General features: G+C 66.6%; 18 protein-coding genes. 11 read left to right on the top strand and 7 right to left on the bottom strand.

Translation table 11 applies throughout. The features are described from left to right. Positions 1-29: 29 nt before the first annotated feature. From ACWDTI_RS01050 to ACWDTI_RS01025, 6 genes are all read left to right on the top strand, one after another. Positions 30-707, top strand: coding sequence for a DUF4166 domain-containing protein (locus tag ACWDTI_RS01050; RefSeq protein WP_449736172.1), 678 nt, complete (start codon positions 30-32; stop codon positions 705-707). Positions 708-773: 66 nt separating this feature from the next. Then, positions 774-1,217 (top strand): SRPBCC family protein, encoded by a 444-nt coding sequence (locus ACWDTI_RS01045; protein WP_449736171.1) that lies wholly within the window; start codon positions 774-776, stop codon positions 1,215-1,217. Positions 1,218-1,333: 116 nt separating this feature from the next. After that, the gene (locus tag ACWDTI_RS01040; RefSeq protein ID WP_449736170.1) at positions 1,334-1,852 is read left to right on the top strand and encodes a DUF6764 family protein; all 519 of its coding nucleotides are present in this window, start codon (positions 1,334-1,336) and stop codon (positions 1,850-1,852) included. Between the two features lie 86 nt (positions 1,853-1,938). Next, positions 1,939-2,901 carry a polyphosphate kinase 2 gene (gene ppk2 / locus ACWDTI_RS01035; protein ID WP_449736169.1) on the top strand — a complete coding sequence of 321 codons (963 nt, stop codon included), beginning with the start codon at positions 1,939-1,941 and terminating at the stop codon, positions 2,899-2,901. 42 nt (positions 2,902-2,943) lie between these two features. Next, positions 2,944-3,756: a hypothetical protein gene (locus tag ACWDTI_RS01030; protein WP_449736168.1), complete on the top strand. Its 813-nt coding sequence runs from the start codon at positions 2,944-2,946 to the stop codon at positions 3,754-3,756. Between the two features lie 341 nt (positions 3,757-4,097). Further along, positions 4,098-4,817, top strand: a complete 720-nt coding sequence (locus tag ACWDTI_RS01025; RefSeq protein WP_449736167.1) for a rhomboid-like protein — start codon at positions 4,098-4,100, stop codon at positions 4,815-4,817. Here ACWDTI_RS01025 and ACWDTI_RS01020 read toward each other — a convergent pair. Next, on the bottom strand, positions 4,781-6,823 hold the full coding sequence (locus tag ACWDTI_RS01020; protein ID WP_449736166.1) for a prolyl oligopeptidase family serine peptidase: 2,043 nt from the start codon (positions 6,821-6,823) through the stop codon (positions 4,781-4,783). The two genes, ACWDTI_RS01025 and ACWDTI_RS01020, sit on opposite strands and share 37 nt — an antisense overlap. A gap of 155 nt (positions 6,824-6,978) precedes the next feature. Here ACWDTI_RS01020 and ACWDTI_RS01015 point away from each other — a divergent pair, with 155 nt between their 5' ends. After that, entirely contained in the window at positions 6,979-8,628 is a 1,650-nt protein-coding gene (locus ACWDTI_RS01015; RefSeq protein WP_449736165.1) for a serine hydrolase, read from the top strand. Here the strand turns inward: ACWDTI_RS01015 and ACWDTI_RS01010 are convergent. Next, positions 8,615-9,883 carry an oxidoreductase gene (locus ACWDTI_RS01010; RefSeq protein ID WP_449736164.1) on the bottom strand — a complete coding sequence of 423 codons (1,269 nt, stop codon included), beginning with the start codon at positions 9,881-9,883 and terminating at the stop codon, positions 8,615-8,617. The genes ACWDTI_RS01015 and ACWDTI_RS01010 overlap by 14 nt on opposite strands. Further along, entirely contained in the window at positions 9,880-10,506 is a 627-nt protein-coding gene (locus ACWDTI_RS01005; RefSeq protein WP_449736163.1) for a TetR/AcrR family transcriptional regulator, read from the bottom strand. Before ACWDTI_RS01005 ends, ACWDTI_RS01010 begins: the two co-directional genes overlap by 4 nt. A 129-nt stretch (positions 10,507-10,635) precedes the next feature. On the opposite strand from ACWDTI_RS01005, the gene lpdA reads away from it, so the two are divergent. Further along, positions 10,636-12,021 carry a dihydrolipoyl dehydrogenase gene (lpdA, locus tag ACWDTI_RS01000; protein ID WP_449736162.1) on the top strand — a complete coding sequence of 462 codons (1,386 nt, stop codon included), beginning with the start codon at positions 10,636-10,638 and terminating at the stop codon, positions 12,019-12,021. Positions 12,022-12,206: 185 nt separating this feature from the next. Here the strand turns inward: lpdA and ACWDTI_RS00995 are convergent, their stop codons facing one another. After that, entirely contained in the window at positions 12,207-13,067 is an 861-nt protein-coding gene (locus tag ACWDTI_RS00995) for a universal stress protein (protein ID WP_449736161.1), read from the bottom strand. Positions 13,068-13,113: 46 nt separating this feature from the next. Here ACWDTI_RS00995 and ACWDTI_RS00990 point away from each other — a divergent pair, with 46 nt between their 5' ends. Next, on the top strand, positions 13,114-13,995 hold the full coding sequence (locus ACWDTI_RS00990; RefSeq protein ID WP_449736160.1) for a DNA-3-methyladenine glycosylase family protein: 882 nt from the start codon (positions 13,114-13,116) through the stop codon (positions 13,993-13,995). A gap of 15 nt (positions 13,996-14,010) precedes the next feature. Here the strand turns inward: ACWDTI_RS00990 and ACWDTI_RS00985 are convergent, their stop codons facing one another. Next, positions 14,011-14,649, bottom strand: a complete 639-nt coding sequence (locus ACWDTI_RS00985; protein ID WP_449736159.1) for a class I SAM-dependent methyltransferase — start codon at positions 14,647-14,649, stop codon at positions 14,011-14,013. 27 nt (positions 14,650-14,676) lie between these two features. Then, complete coding sequence (locus ACWDTI_RS00980; protein WP_449736158.1) at positions 14,677-15,216, bottom strand: carboxymuconolactone decarboxylase family protein; 540 nt, start codon at positions 15,214-15,216, stop codon at positions 14,677-14,679. Positions 15,217-15,241: 25 nt separating this feature from the next. Between ACWDTI_RS00980 and ACWDTI_RS00975 the strand changes: the two genes are divergently transcribed. Both ACWDTI_RS00975 and ACWDTI_RS00970 read left to right on the top strand, forming a co-directional pair. Next, complete coding sequence (locus ACWDTI_RS00975) at positions 15,242-15,709, top strand: MaoC family dehydratase (protein ID WP_449736157.1); 468 nt, start codon at positions 15,242-15,244, stop codon at positions 15,707-15,709. Between the two features lie 140 nt (positions 15,710-15,849). Then, positions 15,850-17,223 carry a lipase family protein gene (locus ACWDTI_RS00970; protein WP_449736156.1) on the top strand — a complete coding sequence of 458 codons (1,374 nt, stop codon included), beginning with the start codon at positions 15,850-15,852 and terminating at the stop codon, positions 17,221-17,223. 16 nt (positions 17,224-17,239) lie between these two features. Here the strand turns inward: ACWDTI_RS00970 and ACWDTI_RS00965 are convergent, their stop codons facing one another. Next, positions 17,240-18,595, bottom strand: coding sequence for a lipase family protein (locus ACWDTI_RS00965; protein ID WP_449736492.1), 1,356 nt, complete (start codon positions 18,593-18,595; stop codon positions 17,240-17,242). Positions 18,596-18,624: the final 29 nt, after the last annotated feature.

Here is an 18,624-nt window from a genome sequence, read left to right as displayed (position 1 = left end):
ACTCGGATGTCGCGGGGGAGGTCGACGTCATGACGCCGGTGTATCGACAGTTGCTGGGGTCGGATTTCGATCGCCTGCATCCCAACGTCGCGTGGCGCTACGGCGTCGACTCGACGTCGAACGTGGCCCAGGTGGCCACCGGCATCTACGAATCCGTCTACGTCACCGCTGCGCTGCCGCCACCGTTCTTCTGGTACTACGCCAAACGCAACGCACTGCCCGCCAAGTCCAGCCGGATGGTGCCGTTCACCCAGCGTCACTATTGCTACGTCGACGAACTGCAACGCGAATGTCTCGCGGTGCTGCGCACCTTCGGCTACACCTCCGGCCCCCGCGACCTCAACTCGCTCCTCGTCTCCGGACGCGACGGCCTCGTCGACTACTTCGGTGACGGCCCCGAACTGCTCTACCCGATCGAACCGTCGGTCACCAAGTCCGGCGAGCTGCTCCTCGAGAGCGGACCCATGCGGTGGCTCGGACGCGGGCCCAAGGTCGGGATGAAGGGCATGTTCGCCGCCCAGCTCAAGTACATCGAGGGATGGGACGAGTCCCGGCAGCGGTTCCGCTGCGACGCCACGGTCCGCAACCCGGTCATCGGTGAGATCCTGCACTTCCGCGGGTGGTTCACCGCCGTCGACCAGGCCTGCGCACTGCGCGAGATCCCCGACGAGGCGTGGCCGTTCCGGCTGGTCGACCGCGAAGCCTGATCCGGCCACACCGCGAACACATGGTTCATCTCGTCGTCGTCGGGTGCGCAGAGTAGGTTCTGTCGCATGGCTGTAACCGCGAGTATTGAGTTCGATGTCGCCGCACCACCGTCGGTCGTGATGGAAGTGCTGATGGATGTGGAGTCCCTCCCTGACTGGTCCGGTCCCCACAAGGAGGCCCAGATCCTCAGTGAACACGCGGACGGCACTCCGCAGCAGGTCCGCGTCGTGGTCAACGCCATCGGTATCTCGGACGAACAGACCCTCACCTACACCTGGACAGAGAACACCTGCAGGTGGACCTTGATCGAGGCCAAGCAGCTGAGCGAGCAGCACGGCGTCTACACCGTGACCGAGAACCCCGACGGCGGGTCGCACATCGAGTTCGTTCTCGACATCGACCTCAAGATCAAGATGCCCGGCATGATCGTCAAGCGCGGGCAGAAGATGGCCGTCGACACCGCCAAGAAGGGGCTCACGGCCGAGGCCGAACGCCGAGCTCAGGGCTGACGTAACGGCGGCGTTTCGCCTGCCACCCGCTGCGCCCGACGTCAGGGGTAGTGGGTACGCTGGTCGCCAAGTGTGGGGGAAGTCCATGCGCGTGGCGATCCAGGAGGCCAAAAGTAATGCGTATCAACAAGTTTGGGGCTAGAAGCGCAGCTCTGTTGGCCGGTGGTGCGGCGGCGGCGTCGTGGATGATCGCGGTCGGCGGCGGCTCGGCGCACGCGACCGACTGTGTCGCCACCAACGGGCAGCAGGTGCAGCACATCGTCGGACTCGGTGGCTGCGGCGCCAAGGCCGGCGCCGGCAGCACCGCCCGCGCCGTGGATTCCAGTGGCGCGGGCACCGCCGTGGCCGTGGCCGACAAGGGCGGCAACGCCAACGCCCGCAACCTGCAGCCGGGTTCCACCGCGCTGGCCGGCGCCAACTCCGGCGGGACCGCCTACTCGGTCACCACCGGCCCCGGTGCCTTCTCGGTGGCGCAGGCCCGACAGGGCGGCGTCACGGTGTCGGTCGGTGGCTGGGGCGGTCAGGCGGTCGCCGGACCGACGGGTGCGGCATGCCAGGGCAGCTTCGCGACGGCGTTCGACAGCACCACCGGCAAGGCCTGCCTCGGCGCGGGCGTCATCGACCTGCACAACTGACCTCTGATGGCGAGGTGAACCGGGTCAAAGGGCCCGGTTCACCCGCAAGCAACACGCCGTTTGCCTGCTGCGCATATCGTTGAGACGTGACCGAGTTACACGATCATGCCATCGACTCCTCTCCCGAGATCGGACCTGATTTCAGCGTCCTGAACGGGAGAGAGGCCCTCCAACATCTCGTCGACCTGCACAACACGACGCAGTTCACCGTCAACGACGACGATGACGACGACCCGGTGCTCCTGACGTTGCCCGAGCGCAACGTCGTCGACACCTGGCGTCAGGACTACCCGTACGAGGAGCGGATGAGCCGCCGCGAGTACGAGGTGACCAAGCGGCGGCTGCAGATCGAGCTGCTGAAGCTGCAGAAGTGGTCGAAGCAGACCGGACAGCGACACCTACTGGTATTCGAGGGCCGCGACGCCGCGGGCAAGGGCGGCACCATCAAGCGCTTCAACGAGCATCTCAACCCCCGCGGTGCGCGCACCATCGCCCTCGAGAAGCCCAGCGAGCGCGAATCCACCGAGTGGTACTTCCAGCGCTACGTCCAGCACCTGCCCGCGGGCGGCGAGATGGTTTTCTTCGACCGCTCCTGGTACAACCGCGCGGGTGTGGAACGCGTCATGGGATTCTGCACGCCCGAGCAGTACACGCAATTCGTCGAGCAGGTGCCGTCGTTCGAGAAGATGCTCGTCGACGACGGCATCAACCTCGTCAAGTTCTGGTTCTCCGTCACGCCCCTCGAACAGCGGACGCGCTTCGCCATCCGGCAGATCGACCCGGTGCGGCAATGGAAACTGTCCCCGATGGATCTGGCGTCGCTGGACAAGTGGGATTCGTACACCTCGGCGAAGAATGCGATGTTCGCTGCCACCGACACCGACCATGCGCCGTGGACCGTGGTCAAGAGCAACGACAAGAAACGTGCCCGCGTCAACGCGATGCGCCACGTGCTGAGCCTTTTCGACTACGCCGGCAAGAACGAGGAGCTGGTGGGTCAGCCCGATCCGCTGATCGTCGGGCGGGCGCGAGATCTGGTCGGGGAGTAGTCACTTCGCATTCGGTCGGCGATCGCCGGTAGCCTCGTCGCCGTGCGGACTTTCCTCAGCGGACTCCTGACCCTGATCGCCATGGCGGCCATCGTGCTGGCCCTGCCGTCGCTCTGGGCGCAGCAACGGCTGGTCGACCAGGACGGCTTCGTGGCGACGGTGTCGCCGGTGGCCGCCGACGATCAGGTCAAGGACTACCTCGCCGGCCAGGTGGCGGCGGCCGTGGAGAATCGGACCGGGCTGCCGCTCGTTGCGCAGGTCGTCGAATCCGCGACCCGCGCCTACATGAACACCGACCAGTACGAAGCGGACTTCGTCGATCTCGTTTCGCAGCAGCATGCCTGGCTGTTCAATCCACCGCCCGCCGGCGCCAGCACCACCGAGATGCAGCTCGACATCACCGCCATGGTCAATCGGGTCATCGCCCAGACCGGGCTGGGCGCCAAGATCTCCGGTCCGATCCTGGTGCCGCTGAACACCAGCGGGTCCGGTCTCGAGGCGGGCCGGTATCACGACGTGGGCCTGCAGATCACCACCATCGCCCTGTGGTCGACGGTCATCGGGGTCGCGGCGTCGCTGCTCGCGCTGATCGTCGCGCGCCACCGCGGCACCGTGTTGGCGTGGCTGGGGATCGGCCTGATGCTGTCGGCGGCCTTCGCCTGGGTCATCGGCTGGTACTTCTCCTACCGGGCCAAGCAGGAAGTCGACGGCACCGACGACGCCAGCCGTAAGGTGACCGGGATCATCATCGACTCCGCCGTCGACGACCTCCACCACGCGGCCGTGATCGTCGGCTGTGCAGGCGCCGTGGTCGTGCTCGTCGGGGTACTCGTCCGGCTGTTCGCGAGGCGGTGATCCGGTGGCCGTGTTGATCTCTTCCACTGATCGACGGTCATCTTCCCGCTGATCGGGGGGTCGGCGGAGCTGATTCGACGGTCATCTTCGCCCTGATCGAGGGGCTGGCCGAGCTGATTCGACGGTCATCCTTCCGCTGATCGAGTAAACGAGGAGCGATAGCGACGAAGTGCATCGAGATCGCCCGCGCAGTGATCTCGACTCCGACGAGCTCAACCCGGCGAAATCGGGCGGTTATTGCGGAATCGGGTGGGGCGATCGGCGGAATCGGGTGATGATCGGCAGAATTGGGTGAGAACCAACGGTTCGGTGGACACTCTTCGAGTCAGTCAGGATGACGAATGACGAACAGGCTGCATCGCGGGGCCGCATCGGTGGTGCATTTCGTCGCCGGCGCCCCGGCGACATTCATCTGGCTGGCCATCCTGCTGATGACCACCCTCATCCAGCACAACCTGAGCCCCCACGAGCTCGATCGGGTCCTCGGCGCGCGCTCGACGAACATCCACCATCTGACCACCGACCCACTCCATGTGCTCGTCACGAGCCTGTTCTGGATCGACGGCGCCTACTGGTTGCCGTACCTGGTGATGTTCCTGGTGTTCCACGTGCCGGCCGAACGGTGGCTCGGCACGCTGCGGTGGCTGGTCGTCGGCCTCTCGGCGCACGTGATCGCCACCTACATCAGTGAAGGCATCCTGGGGCTGGCGATCCGCGACGGCCTCGCCAAGACCGACATGATCAACACCCTCGACGTCGGGGTCAGCTACTTCCTGGCCGCGATCGTCGGCGTGCTGACCTATCGCATCGCCTACCCGTGGCGCTGGATATATCTGGTCGGCATCATCGTCGTCTATGGTGCGCCGCTCATCTCCGACCTGACCTTCACGGCCGTCGGCCATTTCACCTCACTGATGATCGGTCTCGCGTGGTATCCGATCACCCGCGGGATCGATGTACAGCCATGGAATCCGCTCGACACCGTGCGCGGGCTTCGGCCGGGCAACGGCCGTCCCGCGACGATTCACGACTCGGCCAGTGCACGCCACAGGAACTCGTAGGCCAGCGCCGACATGAAGGCCGCCTGTTTGTTGTCGGCGGCACCGCCGTGCCCGCCTTCGATGTTCTCGTAGTACTGCACCGGGTGACCCAGTTCTTCCAGTCGCGCAACCAGTTTGCGTGCATGCGCGGGATGGACACGATCGTCGCGGGTCGAGGTGGTGACCAGGAGCGCCGGGTAGTCGAGGTCGGCGCGCAAGTTCTGATACGGCGACCACGGCTCCATGAACGCCCACTGCTCGGGATCGTCGGGGTCGCCGTACTCGGCCATCCATGATGCTCCGGCGAGAAGGAGGTGGTAGCGCCGCATGTCGATCAACGGAACCTGACACACCAAGGCGCCGAACAGGTCCGGATAGCGGGTGAGCATCACGCCCATCAGCAGGCCCCCGTTGGACCCGCCCTGCGCTCCGAGTTGCCGCGGCGTCGTCAGACCCTCGGCCACCAATGCCTTTGCGACGCTGGAGAAATCCTCGTAGACGAGGTGACGGCCCGACTTCTGTGCCTGGGTGTGCCACGACGGCCCGTACTCGCCGCCGCCGCGGATGTTCGCGATCACGTAGATGCCGCCCCGGGTGATCCAGCTGCGCCCGGCGATCGCCGCATAGCCCGGGGTGAGCGAGTTCTCGAATCCGCCGTAGCCGTACAGCAGGGTCGGCCCGGACTCGATATCCTTGCGCCGCACCACGAAATAGGGGATCGCGGTGCCGTCGTCGGAGGTGGCGAACCGCTGCTCGGCGATGACGTCGTCCCCGTCGAAGAACGACGGCGACTGCTTGACGACCTCGGCGGCGACACCGCTGTCGCCGTGCAGCAGGGTCGGGGGCGTGGTGAACGAGCTGGCCGACCAGAACACCTCATCGGTGTCGTCCGGGTCCGTGTCGAGTACCGAGATCGTTGCCAGCGCCGGTAATCCGGGTTGCTCGACGGCCTCCCAGGAACCGAGCACCCGAACCGACACCTCGGTGTGCACGTCGTGCAGCGTCGTGAGGATCAGATGGGACCGCGTGAAGCTGTAGTCGGCCAGGCTCGTGTGTGCGTCGGGTGTGAACAGGGCGACGGCGTCACGCCCGCCGGTCAGGTAGTCGTTGTAGTCGAACACCAGCAGCGTGCCCGTCGCATGGGTGATGTCACCGATCGTCCAGTCCGAGCGCGGCATCACGAAGAGCCAGTCGTGGCGCACCGACGAGTGGGCGTCGGTCGGCACGTCGATCTGCACCAGGTCGCCGCCGCGGATCTCGTACCGCAGGGCATTGAAGAAGTCCGTTGCGCGGCTGGCGAAGTGACGTTCGTAGCCTGGTGTGTTGTCGTAACCTGCACCGGCGGAGACGTCGTCGACCTCGCCCGCGAACACGGTCACCGCTTCGTCGAGGGGTGTGCCGCGGGTCCAGCGCTTCGCGATCCGGGGGTAGCCGGACGTGGTCAGTGCGCTCGTTCCGTCCGGCTGCTCACCGAAATCCGTTCCGACATAGATGGTGTCGTGATCGATCCAGCCGACACTCGACTTGTTCTCCGGCAGGATGAACCCGTCGGTCACCCATTCACGGGTGGCGATGTCGAACTCGCGGATCACCGAGGCGTCCGCGCCACCTCGCGACAACGAGACCAATGCATGCCGGTACTCGGGGCGGAGCACGGTCGCCCCTGACCACACCCAGTTCTCGTCCTCGGCCTCGGCGAGTGCGTCGACGTCGATGATCACGTCCCACTCGGGGTCGGCGGTGCGATAGGACTCGAGGGTCGTGCGGCGCCACAGGCCCTTCGGATGTGCGGCGTCACGCCAGAAGTTGTAGAGATACTCGCCACGCCGCGTGACATACGGGATGCGGTCATCGGTGTCGAGCACTTCCAGGGCACCGGCCTCGAGGCCGTGGAAACGCTCGGTGGAGGTCAGCGCGTCGACGGTCGGTTCGTTGTGCGATCGCACCCAGTCCAGCGCCTGCTCGCCGGTGACATCTTCCAGCCAGAGATAGGGATCGTCGGCGATGTTCGCGTCATTGTCGGCCACCCGATCAGTCTGCCATCGGTGTCCGGGGTCGGCGACAAGAACGTCGGTTGGCGGGATGACCGGCAAAACGGTCTCCCAGCAGGAGTCTTACCGATAGCCTTGCTGCGGGTCGGTCGTCGTGCCATGGGCACGCCTCGAGGAAGCGGGTGTTGCCGATGCCACCGATTCGATCGCGCCGGGCCTTGTTCGGCCGTACGACTCTGGCCGCGGTGTCAGTCCTCACGGTCACCGCGATGGTCGCCGGTTGTGACAGCGGGACGGAGCCGACGACGAGCAGCGGCACCTCCTCGTCGTCGGCGGCGCCGTCCGAGGACGCCGGGCAACTCCGCAATCCGAACGGTGAGGTCGCGATGCCGCTGCCCGACAACGCCGTCGACGACGCCGTCGGCAAACTCGACGGACTCGTCGAGTCGATGATGAACGACACCAAGATCCCCGGCATGGCCGTGGCCGTCGTGCACGGGGGTAAGACCGTCTACGCGAAAGGGTTTGGTGTCGCCGAGGTCGGCACGGACCGAAAGGTGGACGCCGACACGGTGTTCCCGCTGGCGTCGGTCTCGAAGTCCATCGGCTCCACCGTTCTCGCCAAGCTCATCGCCGACAAGACGATCGCCTGGGACACGCCGGTGACGCAGAACCTGCCGGCGTTCGCGCTCGGGGACCCGTGGGTCACCCAGCACGTCACCATCGCCGACATGTACACGCACCGATCGGGGCTGCCCGACCACGCCGGGGACAAGCTCGAGGAGTTGGGCTACTCGCGCGCGGAGATCCTCGCCCGGCTGCGCTACATGCCGCTCGAACCGTTCCGCATCACGTCCAACTACACGAACTTCGGTATCACCGCCGCCGCCGAATCCGCCGCCCGCAAGGCCGGGACCGACTGGGAGACGCTGTCGCAGAACACGATCTACGGACCACTCGGCATGACGAACACCAGCTCCCGATTCAGCGACTTCGAGGCCCGTCCCGACCGCGTGGTGGGCCACGTCCAGGTCGACGGCAAGTGGGTGAAGACGCCCGAGCAGCGCGACCCGGACGCGCAGTCACCCGCAGGCGGGGTGTCGTCGTCGGTGAACGACATGACCCGCTGGCTGACGATGGTGCTCGCCGGAGGCAAGTACGACGGCAACCAGGTCGTCGGCGAGGAGGCGCTGACCGAAGCGACCACCCCGCAGATGATCTCGGATCCCGCCGCATCCCCGGAGGCGCGCGCCGGTTTCTACGGTTACGGGTTCAATGTGTCGGTGACCTCCGCCGGCCGCACCACCTTCAGTCATGCCGGCGCGTTCTCGCTGGGTGCCGGAACCGACTTCCTGGTCATGCCGTCCGCGGATGTCGGAATCGTCGTGCTGTCCAACGCCGCACCGATCGGCGCCGTGGACGCGTTGTGCGGCGAGTTCATCGACACCGTCCAGTTCTCCAAGGTCACCCATGACTGGCGCGCCCTGTACGGGGCCGCCTACGCGTCGCAGGCGAAGCCGTCGGGCAGTCTGGTCGGACAACAGCCGCCGGCAAATCCCGCTCCGCCGCAACCACTGTCGACATATGCCGGCACCTATCAGAACCGGGTGTACGGCCCGGTCGCGGTCCGCGAGGAGAACGGGAAGCTCGTGCTGGCCCTCGGTCCGGGCGGAATGACCACACACGAGCTGACGCACTGGGACGGCAACACCTTCACCTACCCGATCCGGACGGAGAACGCCGAACTGGGGTCGATCGCCAAGGTGACCTTCACCGGTCCACGGATGACGATCGACTACTACGCCGACGAGACGTCGGATGGGGTGTTCACGCGGTCGTGATCGCGAGCGGATCCGCCACCTCGCCGACCCGGATCGGGCACCGCGTCCGCGTATAGATCGTCGGCATGCAGAGATTGCAGTGCACGCAGCGTGAGGTGACCGCGGGGTCGGCCGCGATGCGCAGCGGCAGGTCGGGTTCGCGGAGCAGCGCGCGGCCCATCGCGACGAAGTCGAAACCCTCGTCGAGCGCGGTCTGCATCGATGCTCGATCGGTGATGCCGCCCAACAGGATCAACGGCATCCGCACCGCCGCCCGCAGGTGTCGGGCCAGCGGCAGCAGGTATCCGGGGTGATAGTCGTACTCCTTGAGGAAGACCGGCGCTGCGAGCTTCAGGCCGGTGCGCATCGCGCCGTGGAACGCATCCGCGAACTCCCGGCGTGGCGCCTGCCCGTGGAACAGGTACATCGGATTGAGCAGCGAGCTACCCGCGGTGGGCTCGATCGCGTCGAGGTGGCCGTCCGACTCGAAAAGCTGTGCCACCGCACACGCCTCGTCGACGTTGAATCCGGTCAGGCGACCGCCGTGTCCGAGTCCGGGCAGACGCCGGGAGCGCAGTGAGCGGGCCGAATCGATGCGGCCGACACCGTCGTACATGTTGAGCTTCGCCCACACGGCCGCCTCGCCGCCGACCTCGTCGCGCACCACCTCGAGCACCTCGCGTGCCAGTCGGGCCCGGTTGACGAGCGAGCCGCCGTAGGCATCGCGCCGGTGGTTCAGGGCCGGAGACAGGAAGCAACTGATGAGATAGTTGTGGCCGCAGTGGATTTCGAGGCCGTCGAACCCGGAGTCGACGGCGATGCGCGCGGCGCGGCGGAAGGTGGCCAGCATCTCGCCGATGTCGTCGCGGCTCATCTTGTGAGTCAGCGACATCCCCATCGGCGCCGGAATACGTGACGGGCCGAGGGCCTTCGCGCGGTTGGACACCGAATTGGCGACCGGACCGGCATGCCCGAGCTGTGCCGCGGCGAGCGCACCTTCGGCATGGATCGCATCGGTCAGCCGCCGCAATCCGGGCATGGCCTCCTCGCGCAGCCAGATCTGGTGGCGGTCGGTGCGACCTTCGGGCGATACGGCGCAGTAGGCGACGGTGCTCATCGCCACGCCGCCGGCCGCGACCTCGCGATGGAAGGCGATCAGGTCGTCGGTGACCAGCGCATCGGGCGTCGCGCCCTCGAAAGTGGCGCACTTGATGAGGCGGTTGCGCAGGGTGAGCGGGCCGAGACGGGCGGGGCCGAACGGGTCGGGCAGGTTCATCGATCGTCCTCCGGGGTCGTGCGGGCTGCGGGTGCCGAGAGTCCGGCGACGACAAACTCGACGAGCGCCGCGACGGCGCCCGGGTTCAGCGGCTCGGCGGTCGCGAACCGCACGAGGATGAGATCGAACGCGAGCCCCCAGCGCCGGGCGGCCGCCGATCGGCTCAGGTCGGGGATCGTCGCCGTCAGGAAGTCGGTCCACGACTCCAGGCGGAACCACGTCCCGCTCCAGCCGGCGTCGGGATGGGCGCGAACGAATCGGCTCAGGAGTTGCAGATGGAGGTGGCCGAGCGGGTCGCGTTGGAGTTGCACCAGGGGTGTCACGACGACGTCGACGACGTGCGCCACGGTGTCGACGCCCGGCGCCAATGCACCGAGAGGTTCGGTCCACAAGGGACCGAGCCGGTCCTGGAGAAGTGCGACCGTCAGATCGTCCTTCGAGCCGAAGTGATAGTGGACGGCGGCCGGATTCGCGTGGGCGGCGGCGCAGATCGAGCGGACCGACACCTTGTCGTAGCCCTCGGCGAGGAACAGGCGGTCGGCCGCGGCCAGCAGCGCGTTTCGGGTATCGGTGGTGACGCCGACGGCGGCTCGCGCCGACCCTCCGGTCCGTTCCGTGACCATGGAGAGATCGAAACACATTTCAATCACTGTTTCAATCACTGATTGAAACTCGCCCGAGCATGCGATCGGTTACCACGGAGTAGCGGGACGCCCTGCGGCGACCAACCAACCCAAAGTAGGGTGAACGCCGTGGCTGAACACTTTCAAACAGTTGTATTGGGTGCAGGTCCAGGTGGGTATGTGGCCGCGATCCGGTCCGCCCAGTTGGGTATGAAAACCGCCGTCATCGAGGAAAAATATTGGGGCGGTGTGTGTCTGAACGTTGGATGTATCCCATCCAAGGCGTTGCTGCGTAACGCCGAGCTGGCCCACATCTTCAACCACCAGGCGAAGACCTTCGGCATGTCCGGTGACGTCTCGTTCGACTTCGGTGCGGCGTTCGACCGCAGCCGCAAGGTGTCCGACGGGATCGTCAAGGGCGTTCACTTCCTGATGAAGAAGAACAAGATCACCGAGATCGACGGCTACGGGACCTTCAAGGACGCCAAGACCATCGTGGTCGGCGACCGGGAGATCACCTTCGACAACGTCATCATCGACACCGGATCGACCGTGAAGCTCCTTCCCGGTGTCGAGCTCTCCGACAACGTCGTCACCTACGAGACCCAGATCCTGACCCGGGAACTGCCGGAGTCGATCGTCATCGTCGGCGCCGGCGCCATCGGCATGGAGTTCGGTTATGTGCTGGCCAACTACGGCGTCGAGGTCACCATCATCGAGTTCCTCGACCGCGTGCTGCCCAACGAGGACGCCGACGTCTCCAAGGAGATCGCCAAGCAGTACAAGAAGCTCGGCGTCACGGTGCTCACCTCCACCAAGGTGCAGACCGTGAAGGACAACGGCGACAGCGTCACGGTCAGCTACAAGGACGCGAAGGACGCCGACGGCGAGATCACCGTCGACAAGGTCCTCACGTCGGTCGGCTTCGCCCCGCGTGTCGAGGGCTTCGGACTCGAGAAGACCGGCGTCGAACTCACCGACCGCGGCGCCATCGCGATCGACGACTTCATGCGCACCAACGTCGACGGCATCTACGCCATCGGCGACGTGACCATGAAGCTGCAACTCGCGCACGTGGCCGAGGCGCAGGGCGTCGTGGCCGCCGAGACCATGGCCGGCGCGGAGACGATGACTCTGGGCGACTACCGGTTCATGCCGCGCGCCACCTTCTGCCAGCCGCAGGTCGCGTCGTTCGGTCTCACCGAGGCGCAGGCCAAGGACGAGGGCTACAACGTCAAGGCCACGACGTTCCCGTTCTCGGCGAACGGCAAGGCGCAGGGACTGGCCGAGACCTCAGGCTTCGCCAAGCTCATCACCAACGCCGACACCGACGAACTCCTCGGCGGACATCTGGTGGGCGACAACGTCTCCGAAATGCTCCCGGAGATGACGCTGGCCCACAAATGGGACCTCACCGCCAAGGAACTCGCCCGCAATGTGCACACCCACCCGACCATGTCGGAGGCGCTGCAGGAAACCTTCCACGGCGCGATCGGGCACATGATCAACCTCTGATCACAAATACCGCAAACAGGGGCCGCGGGTTCACCCGCGGCCCCTGTTTGCGTGTTGGGATCGGTTGAACTCCGGTCGCCGCACTCAAGTCGGCTGAGATCTGTCCCGTCATGAGCATCCGAGGGGCATATATTGCCCTCGGAGGTCCCTGAGGGGGAGCATCTCAGCAGCCGAGTGAACCTGCGTCAGTTACCGTGCACGATCATCAGCGGCGCCTTGGCGGTGTGCAGCAGGCGCTGGCTGGTCGAGCCGAGGAGCAATCCGGCGAACCCGCCGCGCCCGCGACTGCCGACGACCAGCAGCGACGCGCCCACGGATGCCTGTGTCAGCGCCGACTGCGGGGACTCGTCGAGCACCCGCGTGGTGACCGTGAGGTCCGGCATCCGCTTGCGGATGGCGCCGACGGGTTCGGCCAGCGCGGTGTCGACAGCGGCCCGCGCCGCGGTGAATCCGGTGTCGGTGGGGTCGAAACCCTTGGTGTCCCAGGCCGAAACCACCAGGAGGTCGGCGCTGCGGGCGGCGGCCTCGTCGGCGGCGACATCAAGGGCATGCAGCGAGACGGGTGACCCGTCGATACCGACGACAACCGGGCCGGTCACGTCGGCGGCCTGACTGTCGTCGCGGAGGATGACCACCGGGCATTGGGCGTGCGAGGCCACACCGCTGGCCACCGAACCGACCACGGCGGCGGCGACCCGGCCGAATCCGGACGCCCCGACCACCAGCAGCGACGAATCCGCGGACTTCGCGATGAGCGCACTGCGCGCGGAGTCCAACATGACCTCGGAGTGGATGTCGACATCGGGACTCGCCGCCCGCGCGGTGCCGGTCGCCTCGTCGAGGATCTTCTCCGACACCGTCTTCAGATCGGTGAAATACAGTGCTGGAATGGCGTATTCGACCATCGGCGGGGACACCGCCTCGAGGGCGGAGACGATGGTCAGGGACGTCTGGTGGAGCATCGCGGCCTTCGCCGCCCACTCGACCGCAGCGGTGGCCACCGACGACCCGTCGACCCCGACGGTGACCGGCTTGGAATACCTCATGGCACCATTGTGACCACAGCAGTGTCGGCGGATGGGGATTTTGGCGATGACGGTGGAATTCAGCCGCCGGTGGACGCCCCCGTGGCCGCTCGACATTCGGGCGACGGTCGGCCTGCACCGACGCGGCACCGGAGATCCCGCGTTCACCTTCGGCCGCGACGGCTCGGTGTGGCGCGCGGTGCACACGCCCGACGGACCCGGCACGTTGACGGTGGCGTCGGACGGGACCACGGTGACCGGCCGCGCGTGGGGGCCGGGAGCGCCGTGGTTACTCGAACACATGCCGGATTTTCTTGGTGCGCAGGATGTTCCGCAAGAACTGAAGTCCGACGACCCGGTCGTGTCGCGACTGATCGGGGCATCGTACGGCTTGCGCATCGGCCGCACCGACCGTGTGTGGGAGGCCCTGGTGCCGGCCATCCTCGAACAGAAGGTCGTCGGCGCGGAGGCGTGGCGGGCGTGGCGGTACCTGGTGCGGCGCTACGGGGAACGCGCCCCCGGCCCCGTTCCCGACAGCATGCGGGTGCCGCCGCCACAGGCGGCGTGGGCGCAGATCCCGTCCTGGGAATGGCACCGCAGCGGCATCGAGCCGGTGCGGATGCGCACCATCCGCGGAGCGACCGCCCTCGACGTCGAGCGCCATCCGGACCGGTTGCGTCTGCTGCGCGGTGTCGGACGGTGGACGGAGGCGGAGACCCGCGCCCGGGCGGTCGGCGACGCGGACGCTGTCCCGGTCGGTGACTATCACATCCCGGCGCTCGTCGGGCAGACGCTGATCGGGCGGCCGGTCGACGACGCCGAGATGCTCGACCTGCTCGAACCCTATGCGGGACAGCGCTATCGGGTGATCAAGATGATCGAGCTCCACGGTGTGCGGCGGGAGCGCCGCGGTGCGCGGATGTCGGTTCGCGATTACCGTTCGATGTGACCCGACGCGCCGCGGTCACCGCTTGGTGGCGAGGACGTACTGGCCGAGACCGGTGATCGTCTGCTCGACGTGGTCGGCGCCGGCGGACCGCAACCGCTCGACGATGTCGTGCCGACCGAAGATGTGATAGCCGGAGCGTTCGGCAACGGCCTGCACACCGGGGAGCGAGGTCAGATGCGAGGTCACCGAGGTGAAGATGACCACCTCGCCGTCGCGCTTCGTGACGCGCAACAACTCGTCGATCACGGGCAGGGGATCGGGGATGAGATAGAGCGCAGCCAAGCAGGTGACGGTGTCGAAGGTGTTGTCCGCGAACGGAAGTGCATGCGCATCCGCCCGGATGTACGACGCGCGCTCCACCGCGTTCGTGCGGACCGCGCGGGCGAGCATGGACGGAGAGAAATCGACACCGATACACCGGCCGTCCCCGTCGAGGGCGTCCGCGAACCGGCCCGTGTAATTGCCCGGCCCACAGGCGACATCGAGCATGAGGCGCTCGCCGGGCCGTGACAGGTAGGCGGTCAATGCCCGGTCGACATCGGCGGTCGCGCTGCCGCCGAGGCTGAACAGTCGCGTGAACGTCGGCCGCCAAAGGTGTTCGTAGACAGCCGAGAACACCGGATTACGCATCGCCCGGTGTGCGATCGGTTCCATCAGCCCCCCAGGGTTGTCGTCGGCCGGTCAGGCCTTGAGGTCGTCGCGTTGAATGCGCAGGGTGCCGATCGTGGTCGCCAGCATGTCGTACTGCCCGACCAGCAACACGAATGCGACCAGCTTCGCCGGATCGAGATGCCGGCTCAACTCGGTCCACGTCTCATCGCCGATCTCCTTGGTGGCGACCAGTTCGTCGGTCGCGGCGAGCAACGCCCGGTCGCGCTCTCCCCATCCGGCGTCGGGTCCTTGCAGAACCTTGTCCAGCACATCGCCTTTGATGCCCACACGCGCCCCGAGACGACGATGGTGATCGAGCTCGTACGCGCAGTCCCGCAGGTGCGCGACCCGGATGATGATCATCTCGGATTCCTTGCGCGACAACGCGCCAAAGGGCATCAGTCGTGCACTGAAATGCAGCCAACCGCGGAACAGGCCCTTGGCGCGGCCCAGTGTCGAGAAGATGTGGGCGTCGTCGACGCCAATGGCGAGAGCGGCGCCGCGCGCCACCACCCAGTTGACCGGCCCGAGGGCGGTGAAACCTCCGGGAGAAACGCGAGGTGTGCTCATGTGGCCACGGTAGACTACCGAAACTATGACCAGCACCACACAGCGAACGTTCACCAGCGTCGATGAACTGAAAGCGGCGATCGGCGAGGATCTCGGCTCCGGCGAGTGGCTCGAGATCACCCAGGACCGCGTCAACCAGTTCGCCGACGCGACCGGTGACCACCAGTGGATTCACATCGATCCGGAACGCGCGAAGTCCGGTCCGTTCGGCGCACCGATCGCGCACGGCTACCTGACGCTGTCGTTGCTGCCCATGTTGGCCGGCAGCATCTTCACCGTCGAGGGGCCGAAGCTGATCATCAATTACGGACTCAACAAGGTGCGGTTCCCCAATCCGGTCCCCGTCGGATCGCGCGTCCGGGCCAACGCGGTCATCACTGCGGTCGAGGAGACCGGCGCCGGCGTGAACATGATCGTCAAGAACACCATAGAGATCGAAGGCGTCGACAAGCCGGCGTGCGTGGCGGAAAATGTCCGCGTCATGGTGTATTGACGCTACCTGCCCGGGCAATTTTCTTTGTCTTGTCGTAGTGTCACTTCGACAGCGCGAAAGTGGGTGCTGCGGGTCGACCGCGGCGGGGTGGACCCGGTATCGCAGTAAGAGTTGAGGAGTCTGCGTTGCCGGAGCCGGGAATGTCTTGGGTTCGTCGTGGCCTGCTGGTCGTGACGGCGATGGTCGTGTCGCTCTCGGGCGCGGCGACGGCGCTCGCCGATCCGCCCAACATGATGCCGGTGCCGGCATCCGTGCCGGAGGGGATCGACGCCGCTGTTCCCGCACCACCGGTGCCGCGACTGGCCCGCATTCCGGCACGATCGGTCACACCCGGCGCCCCCCGTTCGCTGGAGGAGTTGCGCGAGGCGATGATGCCCTCGCCGAGCGGCGACCCCTTCTTCGACCGGTGGCCGGCCGATCTGGCGGCCCACCGTCCGGGCAACATCCTCTTCCGCCGCGACGTCACACCCGTGGCCGGACCGTTGATGATGACCCCGATCCGGTACGCCCGGCAGATCAAGTTCCGCACGGTCGACGCATCCGGCCGACCGCTGTTCGGCACCGCGACGGTCTTCGTGCCGCGGGCACCGTGGCGTGGAAAGGGCGCGCGGCCGGTGGTGGTCAACAACGTGCCGATCGTCGCGCTGGGCACCAAATGCACTCCCGGATACACGCTTTCGCACGGGTACGACAGCAACGCGAACAGCACCGACATCTTTCCCCCGTTGGCGCAGTTGGCCTTGCAGAAGGGGTACGCGGTGATCGTCCCGGATCACACCGGTGCTCGCATGGCGTATGCCGAGCCCTTCGTCGCGGCGCATGTCATCCTCGACGCCATCCGTGCGGCCTCGGCCGACGACCCGGCCAACTTCGCGCACGGACCGATCGCGATGCTCGGCTACTCCGGTGGCGCCATCGCCACGAACGCCACCGCGCGACTCGTCCCGCAATATGCACCCGAACTCCAGGACCGGTTCGTCGGCGCGGCGATCGGCGGTGTCCCGGCCGACTACCGGGCACTCGTCGGTGCCATGAACGCCAACCTGGCCAGCGGCGTCTTTCTCTCCGCGGTCATGGGGATCTCGCGCGAGCACCCGGACATGCTGCCGATGGCCAACAATCTCGCTCGCTGGCTCGCGACCTCCCCGCTCAAAGACATCTGTACCGGCACGATGGGCTATCTGGGCCTGACGATGCTCCCGGCGCAGTTGCTCTCGAACAATCCGGACCCGTTCCATTCGCCCGTGGCCGAACGCCTCTACGAGCTCACCTCGATGCCCGGCACCAAGTCGCCGATGCCGCTCTTCATCTATCACGGGGCGCAGGAGTGGTGGATTCCGGCGAGCCAGGCACAGGCCCTGTTCCGCGATCAGTGCCGACTCGGCGCCAACGTGACCTTCCGCGAGTACCCCGGCGAGCACATGCTCGTCGTGTTCACCGGATTCCCCGATGCTGCCGCATGGCTCGACCAACGGCTGCAAGGGATTCCGGCTCCGAACGGGTGCCCGCGTTGAGCTGAGGCGTCAGCCGTCACCGGGGACACCCGTTGGGCGCGGGGATTCCACGCAGCCGTTCGTCGAGCCACGCCACGGCATCCGGATAGCCGACGAACATGCCCAGCACGTGTTCGCCGAACACCTCTCGGTACACGGCCCGCGCGCCCAGCCGGCACTGCGCCCGATACAGCTCCCGAGCACCCGCCGCCGGGATCCACCACTCGTAGGTTCCCTGATAGATGTACAGGGGGACAATCGATTTCCGGCCGGCCATCTGGGTGATCCGAAAGATCCGCGCGGCCACCGGCGAATGGAACGGATCCGGGTCGCTCGACATCAGCTGCAACGGCCAGAACAACTGACCCATCACCGCGGCCGGGATCGTGCACACGTTCTTCAGCGGCGACGTCGCGAACCACTGCGCGAAATCGTTGGCCATCGCGAGCATCTCGGGATGTTCCCGCGCGATGCCGAACGTGGCGGCATGGAAGATGCCGGTCGCCAGGTTGGCGTTCATCGAGCCGACGAGCATCCGGAAGTCCGCGGGAACCCCACCCAGCGCGGCACCGACCACGTACCGTGTGAGTTCCGGCGCGTAGGTGCTGATCAGCTTGGTCGCCCCATTGGTCGCGATGGCTCCACCGGAGTAGCCCGTCATCGCAATTCGGCTCGCGCCGAACATCTGCGGATCGAGACTCCGCACCGCTCGAATGGCATCGAGGACGATGTGTCCGGCGACCGTCGGTTCGGCATAGGCCATCCGCGGGCCCTGGTGGTCGGGCACCAGGACCGCGTATCCGTGGGTGAGTGCCAGTGCAGTGGTGGGCGGGATCAGGTCGGTGACGTTGGTGGCGATCGAAAAGCCATGAGCCAGACTATATCCCGGGTTGCACGCAGTGCCGAGCGAGTCGATCGGCAAGTTGTTCACCACGATCGGGCGTGGTCCGCGACTCGGTGTGCGGGGAATCAGGATCGTGGCGGTGCCGAAGAACGGGGTCCCCGATGCGTCGGTGCTCCGGAACTTGATCAGTCGGGCGGAGCTGATCGGTGCGGTGACCACCGGGGCGGCGGTGGCCGTGACATTGCGGGCGGCGATGATGTGGCCCGGTGGCATCGATGCGAGATCGGTCGGCCATCGGTCGAACATCGGATCCCCGGTCGGCGTCGGCAGGACCGCCTCACGCAGCTCGAGCAATCGATGGGGAAAGCCGTCGGCCCGTGCTCGCAGCGGAATCCGGTCGAGCCGGGGGTACGGCGGTGGCGGCAGCACGCCGTTGATGGCCTGCGGAATCTGGGCGGGGATACCCATCATGTTCGGCGGTTCCGCGACCGCGCGTCCCGCGGTCAGCGCTCCCACCGCGAGCCATCCGACGACTATGACCGAGAACATCCGCACCATGGCGTACTCCCTGTCGGGTC

The sequence above is a fragment of the Gordonia sp. NPDC003424 genome, assembly GCF_053588655.1.
This window is presented reverse-complemented; position numbering and strand designations above follow the sequence as displayed.